Source organism: Rhodopseudomonas infernalis, from assembly GCF_022271405.1.
GTDB classification, from domain to species: domain Bacteria; phylum Pseudomonadota; class Alphaproteobacteria; order Rhizobiales; family Xanthobacteraceae; genus Rhodopseudomonas; species Rhodopseudomonas infernalis.
In genome coordinates this window covers 36,326-53,632 of the sequence record NZ_JAJNAL010000013.1, presented here as the reverse complement: position 1 = coordinate 53,632, position 17,307 = coordinate 36,326, and the positions used below count along the sequence as shown (strand labels likewise).

Genomic DNA, 17,307 nt, shown 5'->3' with positions numbered 1-17,307 from the left:
CTCAGCCCCCGCGCGCCGGAACGACGTCGGCCAGCGTGAAGCCGGCGACCTGTTTGTAGTTCTCCGACAGCTGCCGGAGTTCGTCCTGGGTGATGTAGTCGTCGAGCTTGTCGAACGGCTTGTCGCCGACCAGCCGTTCCACCGTCGTGTTGATGAAGTCCGGCGGCGACTGCCGGTTGGTGCGAACCACTGCGGCGGCGGCCTTGGCGCGCACCGCCTCATAGGCTTTGAGCGCCTGCTTCATGTCCTGATGCGCCACCAGGGTGTCCGCGAGCGTTCGCGCGTCGATCAGGCTTTGCGCCGCACCGTTGGAGCCGCGTGGATACATCGGGTGTGCAGCGTCGCCGGCGAGCGTCACCCGGTCGAACGTCCAGGTCTCGATCGGGTCCTTGTCGACCATCGGGTATTCGAGGATCTGATGCGCGTCGCGGATCATCTGCGCGACGTCGAGCCAGTCGAACTTCCAGTCCTGGTACACCGGCAGAAAATCCTCGAGCTTGCCCGGCTGGTTCCAGTCGTTGCGAACGAAGGTGTCCCGCTCGATATCGGCCATCCAATTGATCAGCTGATTGCCCTCGTCGTCGAAGTTGTCGATGATCGGATAGATCACTATCTTGCCGGTTCGGATGGAGCCGACCCGCATGTAGGTCCGCCCGCCGAGGATCGGCTTGTGCCGGGTCACGCCGCGCCAACTGTTGATGCCGGCGAACGCCAGCTTGTCGTCCGGATAGTACTGCTTGCGGATCGCGGAGTTGACGCCGTCGCAGGCGACGACGATATCGCCGTGAACGCTGTCCAGCGTCTGCCCGGTGGTCGTCTGCCGGAAGTTCACCGTGACGCCGTCCTCGTTCTGCGTCACGCCGGTGCACTCGCAATCCGTCACCACCGCCTCGGCGCCGAGCCGGCTGCGCACTGCGTCAGCCAGGATGACATGAAGCCGCCCGCGATGGATGCCGATCTCGGGAACATCGTAGCCGGCGTATCTGCCGCGCGGCTCCTTGTAGATGAGCTGGCCGAACCGGTTGAAGAACGCGCTCTCGCGATTCTCGATGCCGACCGCGACCAGTTCGTCGCGCAGGCCCAGCGCGGTCAGTTCGCGCATCGCGTGGGGGAGCAGCGTGATGCCGACGCCGAGCGGCTTGATTTCCGGCGCCCGCTCGTACACGCGGCAGGCGATGCCGCGGCGATGCAGGTTGAGCGCGAGCGCGAGCCCGCAAATGCCTCCACCGGCGATGACGACGTTCGGCGTCTTGCTCATCTGTTCAGCCTCTCGGATTGATTGGAATTGTGAACACCCGGCGGATGCACGGCAAGCGTGCCGGCCGGGCATGGGAAAAGGGGCGACGCTCGCCTCGCGAGCCGGCCGATCGCTTTCTGCCGAATCCGTTGTATGGCAAGGTGAACGACGATCCCTTCGGAAAGCCGAAGCAGGGATCGCCGCACCAACGCGGAGGCAACGGACAAACGATGGCGTCGGAACTCGAGGTCTTCATTCTGGTGGCAGAAAGCGGCGGCTTTGCCGGCGCGGCCCGCAGGTTGCGGCTGACGCCGTCGGCGATCAGTCGGCGCGTCGCACTGCTGGAAGACAAGCTCGGTGTCCAACTGCTGTCCCGGACCACCCGCAAGGTCGAGCTCACCGCGGCGGGTGAGGCGTACTTCGCCCGGATCAAGCCGCTCCTGGCGGCGATCGCGTCGGCCGCTGACGATCTGGAGCAGTTCTCGCCGATTCCTGTTGGTCAGCTTGTCGTCGGAGCGCCGGCAGCGCTGCTGGAACGCAAGCTGGTGGGGTTCGTCGAGGAATATTTGCACGCCCATCCGCAGATGCGCATCGAGCTTGTTCCGACCGAGCTCGGCTCCAACGTCGACTACGACTTCATCGTGCAGTCGCTGGCGTCCTCGGACAAGAACAAGGTCTCGATGAAGCTGACGGCCAATCCGTGGACGATCTGCGCGGCGCCGGACTATCTCGAGCGCCACGGCACACCGCAGCACCCGCGCGACCTCCAAGCCCACAATTGCCTGGTGATAAGCACTCATCCGCATTGGCAGTTCTTCGTCGAAGACAAGGAGCTCAACATCGTTCCGCCCAGCCGCCTCATCAGCTTCGGCAGCGCTGTCTACCGCGCCGCGCTTGACGGATTCGGCATCGCGCGGCTGGCGGCCTTTCTGGTCAACGACGACCTCGGCACCGGCCGGCTGGTGAAGCTGCTCGACCGCTATTCCGACACGCGGCCGCGCGATCTCTATCTGATCGCCGATGCGGACAAGATTGCGCTGGCCAAGCATGCTGGATTCGCAGAGTTCATCAAGGCCAAGTTCGCGGCCGGGTTCTGACCGCCCCGCGTCCGCAGTTTCCACTCATCGCGCCAGCTCCTGGGCTGTCAGGCTTGGTGCTTCGACACTTCGCTGGCGGAAGAAGCCGGCAAGCGCACCGTTGTAGTCGTCGCCCCGCGTTTCCGGCAGGAAGTGGCCGCCGCGGTCGAGCACGATGTAGTCCGCGCCCGGGATCCGTTTCGCGAGCTGATCCGACATGTATTTCGGGATCAGAGTGTCGTCGCGCGCGGCGAGCACCAAGGTCGGCACCGCGACGCGCGGGCTGATCGCGCTCATGTCGGCATTCAGGATCGCGTCGATCCGCGAGATGGTGATGTCGACGTCGACGGCGCCGCCGCCATCGAAGCTGGCATCGTGGACTTCCGCATAATCCGGCGGATAGCGGAAGAACACGCCGGCCTTGTGGAACAGGTCGGTCGCGCCGAGTTCCAGCAGCGAGCGACGGAATTCGAACACGCGGCGGAAATAATTGCCGGGCGTGCACCAGGTCGACGACAGCACCAGCGCGGCAACCCGCGTCGGTGACTCGACCGCCAGCGTCTGGGCTATCGCGCCGCCGGTGGAGTGGCCGACCAGGGTGGCGATATCGATGCCGGCACTGTCCAACACGATGCGGACGTCATCGGTCATCTGGCCGATCGAATAGGGTTTGCGGGTGCGTGCGCTGAAGCCGGCACCGCGTTGATCGATCGCGATCACCCGATAGGATCGACTGAAGAACTCCACCTGGCGCTTCCAGAACGAACCGACGCCGCCGAAGCCGGGAATGAAGACGATTGCCGGGCCGTGCCCGCTGTCTTCGTAGTACAAGCTGTCGTTGTCACCCGCGTATGGCATTCTGGCTCAGGCCTCGTCGTTCATGCCGATCTCAGCCTGACGCGTAATACAAAGTGCGGTGATCGATAAGCTTCAAAAAAATCATCAATGCTCGTGATGCGGCGCCACGACCCTTTTGATCGCCGATTGTGCGCAGTGCACGATGATCGCGCGCGAGAAGCCCGAGAATTCGGCAGGCCCGACAGCCGCGCGATGAGTTTTCCGCACGCATCTTCGTGAGTTTTTTCTAGTTGCGCGCTCCGGGCCGGTTCCGGATAGCTTCGATCTACGCTCTCGCGCGCAGCACCCGCACCCGCGCTGCGGGAGTGCGCCGATGCGTATTTGACGGCCCGTCCGTTCTAACGAGAGCGAGCAGATGCTGGTTGCCTAACATCATGACGCGCGTCCGATCCGACGAGGCCGCGCATTGCCGGTGTCTGATCGGCCTGGCCCAAGCCGCGGCGAACATCCATTCTTCCTCGAGAGAAACTCAACGAAAGGCTCTGCCATGAAGGTTCTGGACCACAATGCTCAACCGCTGGAAAAGTGGCGGGACGGCGTGATGACGCGGATGCGGTTGTCGTTCCTGCTCGGCGGTCGACAGATGTGCGTGTTCGATCAGTTCTGCGATCCCGATCTCGGGGCTCCGATTCATATTCATGCGGTCGAGGAAATACTGGAAGTGATCGAGGGGCGTGCCGAAATTTCGCTGAATGGCGAAACCGCCATCGTCACCGCCAATCAGTCGGTGCTGATTCCGGCCGGCATGAAGCACGGCTTCCGGAATCTCGAAAAGACCATCCTGCACGTCCGGGCGACGCTGGCGGCGCCGATCTTCGAGGCGTCCTACGAGAACCGCGCGGAAATCTCGCGTCGCTGGGCTCCCGGGGCCTAACCGGGGACTTGCACGCAGTTTGCGTCGCATGCACGGCATCTCTTTCGATTGAACGGGCGGCTCGGCGGCCGATCGCTGGCGGCGCCGAGCCTTCGCCCTGCATATCGTTCAATCATCCACTCTCGCCGAGACGTCGGTTTCATTTGCGTACTGAAACGACGTGCGCTTTCAAGAGACGAGCAACTCGACAGTCGCGCTTCCTGCCGAATACGCGCCTTTGTCTGTCCGCCTCGAGGCTCCCGCACTTCGCAGCGCATCCACGCGTCGGTATCACCAAAGTCTGTGCGGGGTTCCATCCGCTCGCCCGCCGACGAGCGAGCCGCCAGTTGCATGTGCTGACCCGAGCCTGAGCGGGATGCATGTTGTTTGGGCGAGAAACGCCTGTCCCGCAGGCAATATCGCCTCGCCGACGATGCATTTTTCGAACCCATCTTCGTGAGTTTTTTCTACATTGCATGACGGAAAACGCGCCAAGATAGTCTACGCCCGGGAGCGTTCGGCACCAGGATTGATCAGCGCTGAACCGACATGCGAGGGGCGAGACTCATGGCAAGGACGAAACTGATTGCGGCAGCCGCGTTGCTGCTGTCTTCGATGGCGTGGACGGCTGCCTCTGCAGAAGAGTGGCCGTCAAAGAGTATTCGGCTGATCGTGCCCTATGCTCCAGGCGGCTACACCGATACGGTCGCGCGCATCACCGGCAACTATCTGCAGAAGACGTTCGGACAGACGGTGATCGTCGAGAACCGCGCCGGCGGCGGGGGCATCGTTGGAACCGACTTCGTGTCCAAGCTGCCGGGCGACGGCTACGCACTGTGCGTCTGCAGCATCGGCGCGGTGTCGATCGCGCCGGTCGCCCAGGGTGTGAAATACGATCCGCTCAAGGATCTGACGCCGATCAGCATCATCAGCACCATCCCGCAGACTGTGATCGTCAACCCTTCGGTGCCGGCGAAATCGATGCAGGAGCTGGTCGACTACGCCAAGGCGAATCCGGGCAAGCTGAGCTTCGGGTCGAGCGGTGCTGCCGGGCTGATGTACTTCTCGGTCGCGCTGTTCCAGGCGCGCACGGGGACCAAGATGACGCACGTGCCGTTCAAGGGCGGAGCGCCGGCGACCGCGGCGGTGGTGTCGGGCGAGGTCAATTTGTCCTTCACCAACATGACGGACGCGCTTCCGCAGATGGAGGCCAATACGGTGCGGGCGATCGCCGTGACCAGCGAGAAGCGCAGCGAGTTTGCTCCGGACCTGCCGACCGTCGCCGAAGCCATTCTGCCGAATTACAGCGCTGAATCGTGGAATGCCATCATGGCGCCGGGGGGGACGCCTGCCCCCGTGGTGGAGAAGCTCTCGCAAGCTCTCAAGAAGATGGCCGACGATCCGGAGGTCAAGAAGGCGATGGCTGTGGTGGGCGCGTCGACTGTTTTCACCACGCCCGATCAGTTCAGAGCCGCGATCGCCACCGAACTCGATCAGTGGAAAGAACTGATGAAGGAAATCCGCGGGAACAAGACCTGATTCGAGTGCCGCGCAGTACGGTCGTCCCGACCGGTACAGGTCGGGCCGACCCCATAGTACGCGGCATCGCCCGTCCGCGATCAACGTCCCGCAATCAACGGAATGACTCAATGAAATCGGTCGGACAAAGCGTCAACGAGGACGTCTGCACCGGAGCACTGCTGGCGGTGGTTGCGATCGTGGCGCTCAGCTACATCCGGACGCTGGAAGTCGGGACTGTGTTGGAGATGGGCCCCGGTTATTTCCCCTTCGGGCTGGCGGTGGCGCTGCTCGGGATGGGGCTGATCCTGATCCTCAAGGGCGTGCTGATCGGAGGCGTGCCGGTGCAGCACTTTCATCTGCGGCCCCTGTTCTTCATCCTCATCTCGTTCGCAGCATTCGGCGCGCTGCTGGAGCGGGCCGGCATGGTCGTGGCGGTTCTGGCGCAAGTCGGCCTCGCCGCGCTGGCGTCGCGCGAAACGACGCTGCTGCAGACCGCGGTGACCGCCGTCGGATGCGCGGCGGCGAGTTCAGTGCTGTTCGTGTGGGTCCTCCAGATTCCAGTCAGCGTCTGGCCATGATCGACATCTTTGCCTTGCTGGGCCACGGCTTCGCGGTCGCCGCCACGCCTGAAAACCTGCTGTACTGCCTGTGCGGCGCGCTGTGCGGCACGTTGATCGGCGTGCTGCCCGGCCTCGGGCCGGTCGCGACGATCTCGTTGCTGTTGCCGGTGACCTTTGCGCTCAATCCGATTTCGGCGATCATCATGCTGGCCGGCATCTACTACGGTGCGCAATATGGCGGCTCGACGACGGCGATCCTGGTCAACATCCCGGGGGAATCGACCTCGGTGGTGACCGCGATCGACGGCTACAAGATGGCGCGGCAAGGCCGTGCGGGCGAAGCGCTGGCGATCGCCGCGATCGGTTCGTTCGTGGCCGGATGCTTCGGGACGCTTGTCATCGCCCTGATGGGACCGCCGTTGGCCCTCTTGGCTCAGCGCTTCGAGTCGCCGGACTACTTCTCGCTGATGGTGCTCGGCTTGGTCGCGGCCGTGGTGTTGGCGAACGGGTCGGTGTTCCGGGCCGTGTGCATGATCTTCCTTGGCCTTCTGCTCGGCATGGTTGGCATGGACGTCAACACCGGCGAAGCGCGGATGACCTTCGGGCTGATCGAGCTGTCCGACGGCATCAATTTCGTCGTGCTGGTGATGGGCCTGTTCGGCGTGGCGGAGGTGATCTCCAATCTCGAAGGGCCTTCGACACGAATGACTGATCGGGCGCAAATCTCCAGCATCTGGCCGTCGTTCAAGGTGCTGCGGGGCGCCTGGGGCGCGGTGACGCGCGGTACGCTGCTGGGATCGATCTGCGGCCTGCTTCCCGGCGCCGGAGCCACGATGGCGTCGTTCTCGTCCTACGCGCTCGAGAAGCGAGTCGCGAAGGATCCGAGCCGTTTCGGCAACGGCGCCATCGAGGGCGTCGCCGGACCGGAATCGGCCAACAACGCCGCCGCGCAGACCTCGTTCGTGCCGCTGCTGACGATGGGCATCCCCACCAGCGCCACCATGGCGCTGATGGTCGGCGCGCTGACATTGCACGGCATCGCGCCGGGGCCGATGATCATCTCGCGTCAGCCGGACCTGTTCTGGGGCCTGATCGCCAGCATGTTCATCGGCAACGCCATGCTGGTGATCATCAACCTGCCGCTGATCGGCATCTGGGTTAGGCTGCTGTCGGTGCCTTATCGCGTTCTGTTTCTTGTGATCTGCGTGGTCTGCGCGATCGGCGTGTATTCGGTCAACAATTCCAGCTTCGACATCTATCTGACGGTCGGATTCACGCTGCTGGGTTACGTCCTGCTCAAACTCAGAGCGGAGCCGGCGCCGCTGCTGATGGGCTTCGTGCTGGGGCCGCAGGTCGAGGAAAATTTCCGTCGCAGCCTCATCAGTTCGCACGGCGATCCGGCGGTGTTCCTCGAGCGGCCGATCAGTTGCGTGCTGCTGCTGGCGAGTGTCGCGCTTCTGGTCTCGACGCTGATGCCGCAGATCGTTCGTCGTCGCCAGGAAGTGTTCCAGGAATGACCGATCGCGGTGCTGGCTGCAAAGTATCGATCCGGGGAATTCGAACATGAATGTCCAGCCTTCAGCCGGATCGGCGTCGCCGACCGGAGCGCGTCTGCGGAGCGGCGGCGAAATCCTGGTCGCGGCGCTGCGGAGCAACGGCGTCGATCGGATGTTCGGGGTGCCGGGCGAAAGTGCGCTGCCGGTGTTCGATGCCCTGGCCGACGCCGACGCCGGGGTACGCTTCATCGTCTGCCGGCACGAGGCGACGGCGTCGCACATGGCGGAAGCCGACGGCAAGCTCACCGGCCGCCCGGGTGTGTGCATCGTCAGTCGAGGCCCCGGCGCGATGCACGCGATGGTCGGCGTACACACCGCGTGGCAGGATTCCACCCCGCTGCTGCTGCTGATCGGCCAGGTGCCGCGGGCCTATCGGGGCCGCGAGGCGTTCCAGGAAGTCGACTACACCGGCGTGCTCGGCGGGATGACAAAATGGGTGGCCGAAGTTGAATCGGCGGAGCAGATCTCCGAGATGGTGGCGCAGGCTTTCGCCGTCGCGATGCAGGGACGCCCCGGTCCGGTGGCGCTGTCGCTGCCTGAGGACGTATTGAGCGAACTCAGCGCGGCCGCCGATGCCGCGCCCGTCAAGATCGACCGCACTGCGCCGTTTCCCGCTCAGATGCAGCAGGTGCGGGCGCTGCTGCAGCAGGCGCAGCGCCCTCTGATCGTCGTCGGCAATCTTGGATGGAGCAACGCAGCATCCGAGACGTTCCGCCGGTTCGTGATGGACAACGATCTGCCCGTCGTTGCCGGCTTCCGCTCGCAGGACGTGCTGGACAACGACTGCGAGCAGTATCTCGGCGATTTGAGCCTCGGCTGCAGCCGCAAGTTGGTCGATCGCGTCAAGCAGGCCGACTGTGTGCTGGTCATCGGCGATCGGCTCGGCGATGTCACCACTCAGCACTACTCATTGTTCGATCTTCCCGCTCCGCAGCCCACCTTGATCCACGTGTTTCCGGAAGCCGGTGAGCTTGGCAAGGTCTATACGCCGTCGCTGGCGATCGAAGCCGACGCCTCGCTTTTCATTGCGGGGCTCGCCGATCTCGCGCCGTTGAGTCCGGCCGCCTGGACGGCGTGGCGCGCCGCCGGGCGCGATGAGTACGTCGCCTATCAGCAGGCCCGACCGCATCGTCCGCCGTTGGATCTCGCGGAGATCATCTCGCACCTGCGCGATCGATTGCCGTCCGACACGATCGTCACCAATGGCGCCGGCAACTACACGATCTGGCTGCACCGCTACTTCCGCTACCGCCAACTGGGCACTCAGATCGCGCCGAAGTCGGGCTCGATGGGCTACGGCTTGCCGGCAGCGCTGGCGGCCAAGCTGAGGCACCCGGATCGCACGGTCGTCTGTCTGGCGGGCGACGGCTGCTTCATGATGGCATCTCAGGAATTTGCGACGGCGTTCCGCGAGCAGCTTCCGATCATCGTCATCATCGTCAACAATGTGACCTACGGCTCGATCCGGATGCATCAGGAGAACCAGTTTCCGGGGCGCCCCAGCGGAACGGCCTTGAACAATCCCGATTTCGTTGCGCTGGCGCAGAGCTACGGCGCCTACGCTGAGGCGGTCCAGACCCATGCTGCATTTCCCCCAGCGCTCGAGCGGGCGATCGCGGCCGAACGTCCATCCGTGATCGAATTGCATGTGGACCCCAGGCTGCTCACGCCAGACCGGCTGATCTGACGCTCGGAGGGCAGGGTCATCGGACGAATCGCCCACAACCGGCGCAGCCTCCGACGCCGATCGCTCCGGGAAATGACCGGTCTTTGCCGCCCAGCGGCGGAGCAAGATCGGCAGGCGTCGGGACGGGCAGGATCATAAACCTTCCGTTGCAATCCGACGCCCCAGCCTGCGGCGGAACGTCGCAATTTTCCGGGATCCGCGTGGCGGACTGCGTGCCGACTGCCCCCGGCGCAGGGGGCGGGATTTCGGGCGTCGGTCGGCCGATTGCGCGTCAATTACCTCCCCGCCCAGCGTGGAGCTCATGCTGCATCGCAGTTGCAGGATCGACTCCGGTGAAGACGATCGGCAGGTCGTGAGGCGAGCCAGCCGGACGTCTTCAGCTAACGAACAGTGCAGTAATTACCTGGCGTGATCGAGCCCATAACGGCGGGCGCAACTTGGCGGTCGCGCTGCACAGCAACACCAGGGCCGGGAGCTGCTGCGCCCAGATTTTCGGCGGTGCCCCAGATCGGTCACCGTGCCGCGCTGCTGGATGATCCTCATGGCCACCGGCAACAGCCGCCTCGCCTCTCGCGGCCACCGCTGAGAGGGGGAGGGACGCCGTAATTCGCGGGGATAGTCCGAAAAATTGGAGCAGGCGCGGGGAGGGATATGTGCTGTTGAGCACATGCAGTAACACTGTGATAACGCTCGGAACTCGCAATTGTCGGTTGCCCAAAGAGCGCTCATCAGGTACACGGGTAAGTGAAGATATGAACACAATTTAAGGAATTGCTCGGGGAGCGATCATGAACGATGTAAGCTCCCGAATTCGCCGAGTTCTCGTCCAGCCCGGACTTTTCGTGGCTGATTATGTCCATGCCGCTGATGCGTCGAACCCCCCGATGGTGGTGGTCGAGGCTGAGGATCCTGGGGCTCCCGGGTTTTCGGTGATCTCTTGCCCGGGCAGGCCTTTGGGGCAATTGCAGCAGGTTAAGGATTGCGTGGTCATTTTCGCCGCGGTTCAGGGTGCGGTCACCATCACTGTTCATCCGCGGGTTCAGGGTGGGTCTGTCGAGGCCGCCGTCGAAATAAAGCGGCTTGGGCTGGATCCGCTCCAGGTCAAGGATTTGCCCAGCCCCCCCGTCGAGCTGCCGAGCCTCCCGCGCTTGCGTGCGCAGTCGTGGTCTACGGCTGAGGCGCGTGAAGAGGAGCGGCGTGCCGCTCCCGGCGTGAAGCTGCTCTGCCACGTTGCGGGCAAGGGCGACGTCGCCGTTGCGGCCGGTCAGTGGATCGCTGGGCCGGAAAGTCCCGCTCGGATCGAGGGGATTGCTCTCGTGCCTGAAGATGACGGCTCGCGTCCGCGTCTTCGCTACCGCGTGAGGTACGAGGAGAAGAAAACTCGTGACGGTACGAGAAATCTCAATCGCGACTTCGTTTCTCTGGGCGAATACGCCGGAACCAAGCGTCGGGCGCTGGCTCTTGTCGGGCTCGATGTCGAACTCGACGAGCCGCACGCCGACTATGAGATCACGGCACGTGCTCTGTTCCTGGGGGCGCAGGTCGTCGAGAAGTCCGGGTCGTCGGTGCAGTTGTCGGGGCCGACCGGGCGGGAGCCTTTGATTGGGCTGTCCGTCGCCATCACGCCGCTTTGGTCGGCGCGGGCCAACGGCAATCATCAAGGCTTGATAAAGTCGTCATCGCTAGCTGACGATCGCTCGATAAAGTCGGCGCAAGGTTCGCGGGTGAGGGTGTTTCGATCTTCTCCCAATGCTTAGTAAGTTGCTTGGTACAAAAAGCTGGAGATAATTATGGCGACATATAATCTTGATCAAACGCAGTTCAACGAGGACTATGCGGGGCTGCCCCCGGATACGTTAAGTGCGCTCGATGCGGCCTTGAACCAGGCAGGCGTCTTCACCGAGGGTGATCAGCAGGCGACGACGACGCTGGACGAAAATCCGCCTCTTGGCTCGAACGTCAACGTTGCAAGCTTCAGCTACGGCGGCACTTTCAACGGCTTACCCGCTGCTATCACCGGCCTCACCTTCGATACGTCCGATAACGTCTCTGTCGATATCAGCGGCGTGGGTCCGAAGGTCGTGCTGACCGGCTCCGGCAACGACATCATTTTCACCAGCGGCGGCGGCGCGACGAACGACTACGTCAATGCCGGAGCCGGCAACGACACGATCGGAGCCGGCGCTGGTGACGATACCTTGTTGGGCGGGATCGGCGACGATCTGCTGGCGGGCGGATCGGGTGACGACTCGTTGATCGGTGGCACCGGCGATGATATTCTGTTCGGCGATGACGGCGGCGATACCGTCGATGGTGGCGAGGGCAACGACATCCTCGTCGGCGGTAGCGGCGACGATTCGTTGATCGGCGGCGAAGGCAACGATGAACTCTGGGGTGACGCCGGCAACGACACCATGGATGGCGGCGAGGGTGATGATACCATCGGTGCCGGCAGCGGTGATGACAGCCTGATCGGCGACAGCGGCAACGACTTGCTCGCCGGTGGCACGGGAAATGATACGTTGATCGGCGGGGACGGCAACGACACCCTGTTCGGCGATGATGGCAACGACAGCCTGGTCGCTGGTTCTGGAGACGATTATCTGATTGGTGGTGTTGGTGACGACACGCTGATCGGTGACGACGGCAATGACACCATCTTCGGTGGTACCGGCAACGACAGCATCTCGTCGGGCGCTGGAAATGACGTCATCGGCTACAACATTGGTGATGGATCCGACACCATCGATGGCGGTGCCGGCAACGATCTGCTGTTCATCAACGCGGCGCAGTCTTCTGCTCAGGTCGCGACGGTCAATGGTGTCACGACGGTTGCCTTCACCAACGGGTCGACCCTCACGGTCACGAACGTCGAGACGATCCAGTTCTCGGATCAGACCAACAACATCTCCTGAGCTTAGGCTTATTGGAAATCGGAGGCCCGCCATGGCGGGCCTCTCTCATTAGTTAGGTCGTGCAAACGTGCGGTCAGCTCCGCTGCAATTCGAGTTCTGTGCAGTTAGATCGGGCATCCCTTGCGGATGAGGGCTGTGCGAGATGGCTTTCCTCGCTGAACCCGCGGGCTGGTTGATTGACAATCCTCTGAGGTTCGATCGATCGTTCGACGATTGCCGAGAGCTCGAGCGCTTGGGCGTCCGTGCTTATGAGGACGGTGACCTGCGCTTGGCGCATTTTCTGATCGATCGCATTCGTCGAATCGGAGTTGCGCGAGCCGAACTGCTCTGCCTCAAGGCCGACCTCTCGGCACGCCTCGGCTTCCAGCACATCGCTGCAGAGACCCTCGATCGTGCGCTCGAGCTGGATCCCGAAAATCTTCACGCAAATTCCCGCTTGATCGGCTGGAGCGACGACGCGGCCAAACGCGTTCATGCCGCCGAACAATTGGTTCGACTGTGCCCTGACAATCAACGAACGTTGCGCCTCGCATTGCGCGTACTTCGTGATGCAGGACGAGAGATCGTCGCGTCCGGACAGGCTATCGCAGACGAATTCGTCGGGTGGGTCACCTGGGACGGTGAGGACTCGATCAGTCTCCAGGTCCGCGATGGCTCCGACGTTCGGAGACTGACCGTCTGTGCGGAACAGGCTCCCGCGTGGGCCGGGATCTTCGACCACTTCGGACAATTTCGTCTTCCGTTCCACGTCGACGAAAGACCTGTTCATCTCTCGATCGAATCTGAAGATGCCTTGCTCTGTCGCGTGAGCAGCTACCCCACCGAGCAAAGGCGTCCTCTTGTTCGGCCGCAATCGGCCGGTCCCACGAACGATGCGGACCTGACGATCGTCGTGCCGATCTACAGTGATTTCGAGGCGACGCGGGATTGTCTCGACAGCCTCCGTCCGCAGCTTCAGGCGTCGAAGAGAATCGTCGCGATCTTGGTGGACGATGCCACGCCGGACGACCGGATCAAGCAGTTGCTTCAGCTGTACGCTGCAGACCCCGCCATCACGGTTTTGCACAACGACACCAACCTTGGCTTTGCCGGAGCCGTCAATCGGGCGCTGTCGATCATCCCGCACGGAGACGTTCTCGTTCTGAACGCGGACACTGTGCTGCCCCCGGGCGCAATCGACGAATTGGCGCGCGCAGGCCGTTGCTCTCCCGATATCGGAACGGTGACCCCGCTCTCGAATAATGGTGAGTACACCAGCTTTCCCGAACCCTTCCGCGTCAATGACCTTCCATCCATCGAAGCGGTTTCGGACATCGATCGGGCCGCTAAAGCCAATCGCGACACGCTCGTCGACCTGCCCAATGGGATCGGATTTTGTCTCTACATCACCCGGCGATGCCTCGATTCAGTTGGAGGCATCCCGCAGCTTTACGATCGCGGATATTTTGAGGACGTGGAATTCTGTTTGCGCGCCCGCCAGAACGGCTTTCGGAACGTCTGCGCGCCCTGGATCTATGTCGGACATGCGGGATCGCGCTCGTTTGGTGGGGACAAGCGTTCTTTGGTGATGCGGAACCTCAAGAAGCTGGAGGTCAGATTTCCCGACTACAACAACGAAAGCACCGCATTCACCAAGTGTGACCCGCTCCGCGACGCGCGCGGAAGGATCGAAAAGGAGATGATCAAGACGATCAGGTTCGATCGATTTCTACTCGCTCCGGATGACCTCGTCGGCGAAGTTGCGATGGAGCGTGCGCAGAACTTGCAGCAGAGTGGCGCGACGGTTCTGGTCTGTCTGCTGTCGACCCAGCACCGATCCGCGACGTTCCGCTACGTACAACAGGGGTATCGGTCGCTCCAGTTCAGCATCAGCTCCGCCGAAGAAGCCGACAGGTTGACGGAGTACATCGCAGAACTCAAAATTGCGCAGTTCGAGTTTGCCGGATCATCGAGCCTGATGATCGACGTGGTCGATCGATTGAAGCAGTTGCGGAAGCCGTCAGACGTCTTCATGGCGGACGCGGCTTCGTTCGACTTGCGAGGATGCCTCGAAGGATCTGAGAAAGTAACGCGCGCTCGTAAGAGCAAGGTGTCACGAGGCTCCGTCTCGTCTTCCTCTCGGGTCGGACGCTACATCGCGCCGAACGAAGAGGCGCGCGCGTTCCTGACGTCGAAACGGATTGGTGCGAACAGAATCGTCGCTGAGCCGAATCGGACTCCTGCAGGAAAATTTCGCGCGATCTTCTCGGAAAGCCGGACAATCGGATGCGGGGTCGTTCTGGACGAGCGATGTCCATCCGCCTTCCAGTCGTTCGCGGAACTGGCTCGGCGATCAAGCCGCGTCAAGGACCTTCAATTGTTCGTCCTGGGCGGCACGCTCAATGATGATTACCTGATGGCATTGGGGAATGTCTTTGTGCTTGGTCCCACGGAGGCTGATGAAATCGCGACGCTGGTTGACATCTATCGGCTCGAGAAGCTCATGATCTATCTGCCACGACCAGTTTTCGGATGGAGTAAGGCCGAACGCGCGTGGGACGTCGGACTGCCGACTGCTTACTTCGCGTGGCCGTTCACCCCGGTGCGGCCCCAGGGCAGCTTGCGGATGGACCCATCGCAGCCGCCAGCCGTGTTGGCGGATCGCTTATCCTCGTGGTTTGTGGGCGTCAACGGCGAGGCCGTCGATGCTGCATGACCGCGCCAAGGCCAACGAAGCCAAGGCCGGCTTGCTGGTCCGCTTTGCGCAGACGGGTCCCACGTCATTCGCCGGATATGTGGTGAATGAAGATGACCTGGCACTTCGCTATGTGATCGACGTTCTGGGTGACGGCGTGCCCCTGGCTCTGGTTCGCTGCACCATGCGCTCGGATGAACTGGTTGCGGCCGGCACCGGCGATGGGTGCTACGGTTTCTCGGTCGAGTTCGGCCCTGAGGCGCTCGGGCGTTTCCAGTTCCTGGAGGCGAGAATTGCGAATACCGGGATCCCGCTGGGGCAGGCCATTCCGATTGTGCGTGCTGAGCTCGATTCAGAATCTGCCAGAGGCGAGGTCAAGTGGCTGGGTGAGCTCAGGATCGCAGGTTGGCTCGCCGGCTCCAGGGGGACCGACCACCTTGTAACAGCACGACTTGACGGCCAGATCGTTCACCAGTCCCGCGCTCTGCAATGGGCACATCTCGGGTCTGGACGTGAAATGGGTTCGGCCGTTCCGCGCTTTGACTTTCACCTTCCTCAGCACCTCGCGGACGGAAGAGCGCGGACGCTCCAGGTCGTCGACGGCGCTGGGAATGAGTTGAAGGGAAGTCCACTCAGGTTCGTCGCGTATGGCGATACGCTCGAGGAATTGACCGCGACGTTTTCAGACGTCAGCGCGGAGCGCCTCCGCACCGAACAGTTTCGGCGGCTGTTTCCGCGCTCCCTTCCGTTCTCGGCCTATCCGCAGATCCACACCGCTCTCGACGAACAGTTCAAGTGCAGCGCGAAAGCTGCGGTCCCTCCGATCGTCGCCATCGTCGGCGACGACAATTGCGAGGACACGCTCGAAAGCCTGCGACTGACCGCCGATCAATGGACCGCGGGGGTCATTTCACTGAATGAGCGAGGAGAGTTCTCCGGCGATTTCGTCGATTTCCTCGACAGCGAAGCCGAAGCCGACTGCGTGGTGTTCGTCAGATCGGGCCTCGAGTTTGCGCCGGGCGCGCTGCAGCGCCTGGTGAGTGCCTATTGTGAGGCCCCTGACGCGGCCTTTGCGTACGCCGATTTGATCGTCACCGCGTCGGACGGTTGCGCGCGGCTCATTGCGTTCACGTCCTTCGACTATGAGCGGCTGGTCGAGCAAGGCTATTGCGCCCATCTGTTTGTCACGTCACGTCAGCGCGCAATCGAACTGCTCCGCCGCGGCGCTGCGACCAACATTTACGATCTGCTCCTTGCGCTCGCCAACAGCCCGACGCAGGCCAACGTGGTTCACGCGCCTGGCGGCGCTGGCGTGCTGCCGCCGCTCGACATAGAAGCGGAAGAAACCAGGCTGCTAGCCGCCGCCGTCCGTCATTTCTCGGAGAGGAAAGTAGCTGCCGAGTTTCGACCTGCGGGCGGATCCATGTTTCCGTCCGTCCGGGTGTCACGTCGTCCCGAGGACGGCACCACCACGATCGTCATCCCGACACGCAATCAGGCGCGTTTGTTGGAGAAGTGTCTCAAGAGTATCAGAGGTGCCGTGAGGCGTGCCCGCGCCAAAATCGTCGTCGCCGACAATGATACGACCGATGCGGACACCCTGAACCTGTTCGATCGTATCGCGGCCGACGGCGTCTCGGTGATCCGTATTCCCGGCTACTTCAACTATGCCGACATCATGAACCGGGCCGTCGGGCAACTGGATTGCGACCGGGTTTGCCTGTTGAACAATGATATCCTTGCGCTGGATGACGACTGGCTGGATGAGATGACCGGGCGGCTCGCCGAGCCCGACGTCGGGGCGGTTGGCGCATTGCTGTCGTTGCCGAGCGGCGTCACGCAACATGCCGGAATCGTCTTGGGACCTAAGCAGTCCGCCGTCCACGTCGGCACCGAAAGGCTTTTCGGAGATCCCGGCTATTCTGATATGCTCAGGGTTGCACGACAAACCAGCGCCGTCACGGCGGCTTGTCTGGTGACGCGAACGTCCGACTATTTCGCCGTCGGCGGCTTCGATTCGGCATTCTTTCCAATCGACTACAACGACGTCGATTACTGCCTCAAACTGCGGGCACTCGGAAAGCGGATCGTGGTAACTCCGCACGCACGCCTGCTGCATCTCGAGTCGGCATCGCGCGGACCCGTGGATGGAGAAACACCGCAGTTCAAGCTGTCGCTGCAACGGCTGCGTGATCGTTGGATCGACGCGCTGGCTGACGATCCATATTACAATCCACTGCTGGCTCTGGATGAAACGCCATTCACCGCACTGGCATGTCCGCCGCGAAATCTCGAACCGAGGCGTCTTCATCATCCGAGGATGGTGGAAATCGCTGTCGCATCGTGATCGCTCGACGATTTTGACGACGT

General features: G+C 62.5%; 12 protein-coding genes. 10 read left to right on the top strand and 2 right to left on the bottom strand.

All coding sequences use genetic code 11. The annotated features are described in order from the left end of the window. Position 1: 1 nt before the first annotated feature. Positions 2-1,258: a flavin-dependent oxidoreductase gene (locus tag LPW26_RS11330; RefSeq protein WP_238735224.1), complete on the bottom strand. Its 1,257-nt coding sequence runs from the start codon at positions 1,256-1,258 to the stop codon at positions 2-4. A gap of 209 nt (positions 1,259-1,467) precedes the next feature. On the opposite strand from LPW26_RS11330, the gene LPW26_RS11325 reads away from it, so the two are divergent. Next, positions 1,468-2,334 (top strand): LysR family transcriptional regulator, encoded by an 867-nt coding sequence (locus LPW26_RS11325; protein ID WP_238735223.1) that lies wholly within the window; start codon positions 1,468-1,470, stop codon positions 2,332-2,334. Positions 2,335-2,358: 24 nt separating this feature from the next. Here the strand turns inward: LPW26_RS11325 and LPW26_RS11320 are convergent, their stop codons facing one another. Beyond that, positions 2,359-3,171: an alpha/beta fold hydrolase gene (locus tag LPW26_RS11320; protein ID WP_238735222.1), complete on the bottom strand. Its 813-nt coding sequence runs from the start codon at positions 3,169-3,171 to the stop codon at positions 2,359-2,361. A 487-nt stretch (positions 3,172-3,658) separates the two neighbouring features. On the opposite strand from LPW26_RS11320, the gene LPW26_RS11315 reads away from it, so the two are divergent. The 9 genes from LPW26_RS11315 to LPW26_RS11275 all read left to right on the top strand — a co-directional run bounded on the left by LPW26_RS11315 (position 3,659) and on the right by LPW26_RS11275 (position 17,284). Then, positions 3,659-4,045: a cupin domain-containing protein gene (locus LPW26_RS11315; RefSeq protein WP_238735221.1), complete on the top strand. Its 387-nt coding sequence runs from the start codon at positions 3,659-3,661 to the stop codon at positions 4,043-4,045. A gap of 546 nt (positions 4,046-4,591) precedes the next feature. Next, positions 4,592-5,563 (top strand): Bug family tripartite tricarboxylate transporter substrate binding protein, encoded by a 972-nt coding sequence (locus LPW26_RS11310; RefSeq protein WP_238735220.1) that lies wholly within the window; start codon positions 4,592-4,594, stop codon positions 5,561-5,563. A gap of 110 nt (positions 5,564-5,673) precedes the next feature. After that, positions 5,674-6,123, top strand: a complete 450-nt coding sequence (locus tag LPW26_RS11305) for a tripartite tricarboxylate transporter TctB family protein (RefSeq protein WP_238735219.1) — start codon at positions 5,674-5,676, stop codon at positions 6,121-6,123. Continuing rightward, a complete protein-coding gene (locus tag LPW26_RS11300) occupies positions 6,120-7,622 on the top strand; it encodes a tripartite tricarboxylate transporter permease (protein WP_238735218.1) in 1,503 nt (500 codons plus the stop codon). Before LPW26_RS11305 ends, LPW26_RS11300 begins: the two co-directional genes overlap by 4 nt. Before the next feature lie 46 nt (positions 7,623-7,668). Then, positions 7,669-9,348: a thiamine pyrophosphate-binding protein gene (locus LPW26_RS11295; RefSeq protein ID WP_238735217.1), complete on the top strand. Its 1,680-nt coding sequence runs from the start codon at positions 7,669-7,671 to the stop codon at positions 9,346-9,348. Between the two features lie 842 nt (positions 9,349-10,190). Next, entirely contained in the window at positions 10,191-11,105 is a 915-nt protein-coding gene (locus LPW26_RS11290) for a hypothetical protein (protein WP_238735216.1), read from the top strand. Between the two features lie 33 nt (positions 11,106-11,138). Next, the gene (locus LPW26_RS11285) at positions 11,139-12,263 is read left to right on the top strand and encodes a calcium-binding protein (protein ID WP_238735215.1); all 1,125 of its coding nucleotides are present in this window, start codon (positions 11,139-11,141) and stop codon (positions 12,261-12,263) included. Between the two features lie 142 nt (positions 12,264-12,405). After that, the gene (locus LPW26_RS11280) at positions 12,406-14,958 is read left to right on the top strand and encodes a glycosyltransferase (RefSeq protein ID WP_238735214.1); all 2,553 of its coding nucleotides are present in this window, start codon (positions 12,406-12,408) and stop codon (positions 14,956-14,958) included. Continuing rightward, complete coding sequence (locus LPW26_RS11275) at positions 14,948-17,284, top strand: glycosyltransferase family 2 protein (RefSeq protein ID WP_238735213.1); 2,337 nt, start codon at positions 14,948-14,950, stop codon at positions 17,282-17,284. The genes LPW26_RS11280 and LPW26_RS11275 overlap by 11 nt, the downstream gene beginning before the upstream one ends. The last annotated feature ends 23 nt before the right edge of the window (positions 17,285-17,307 follow it).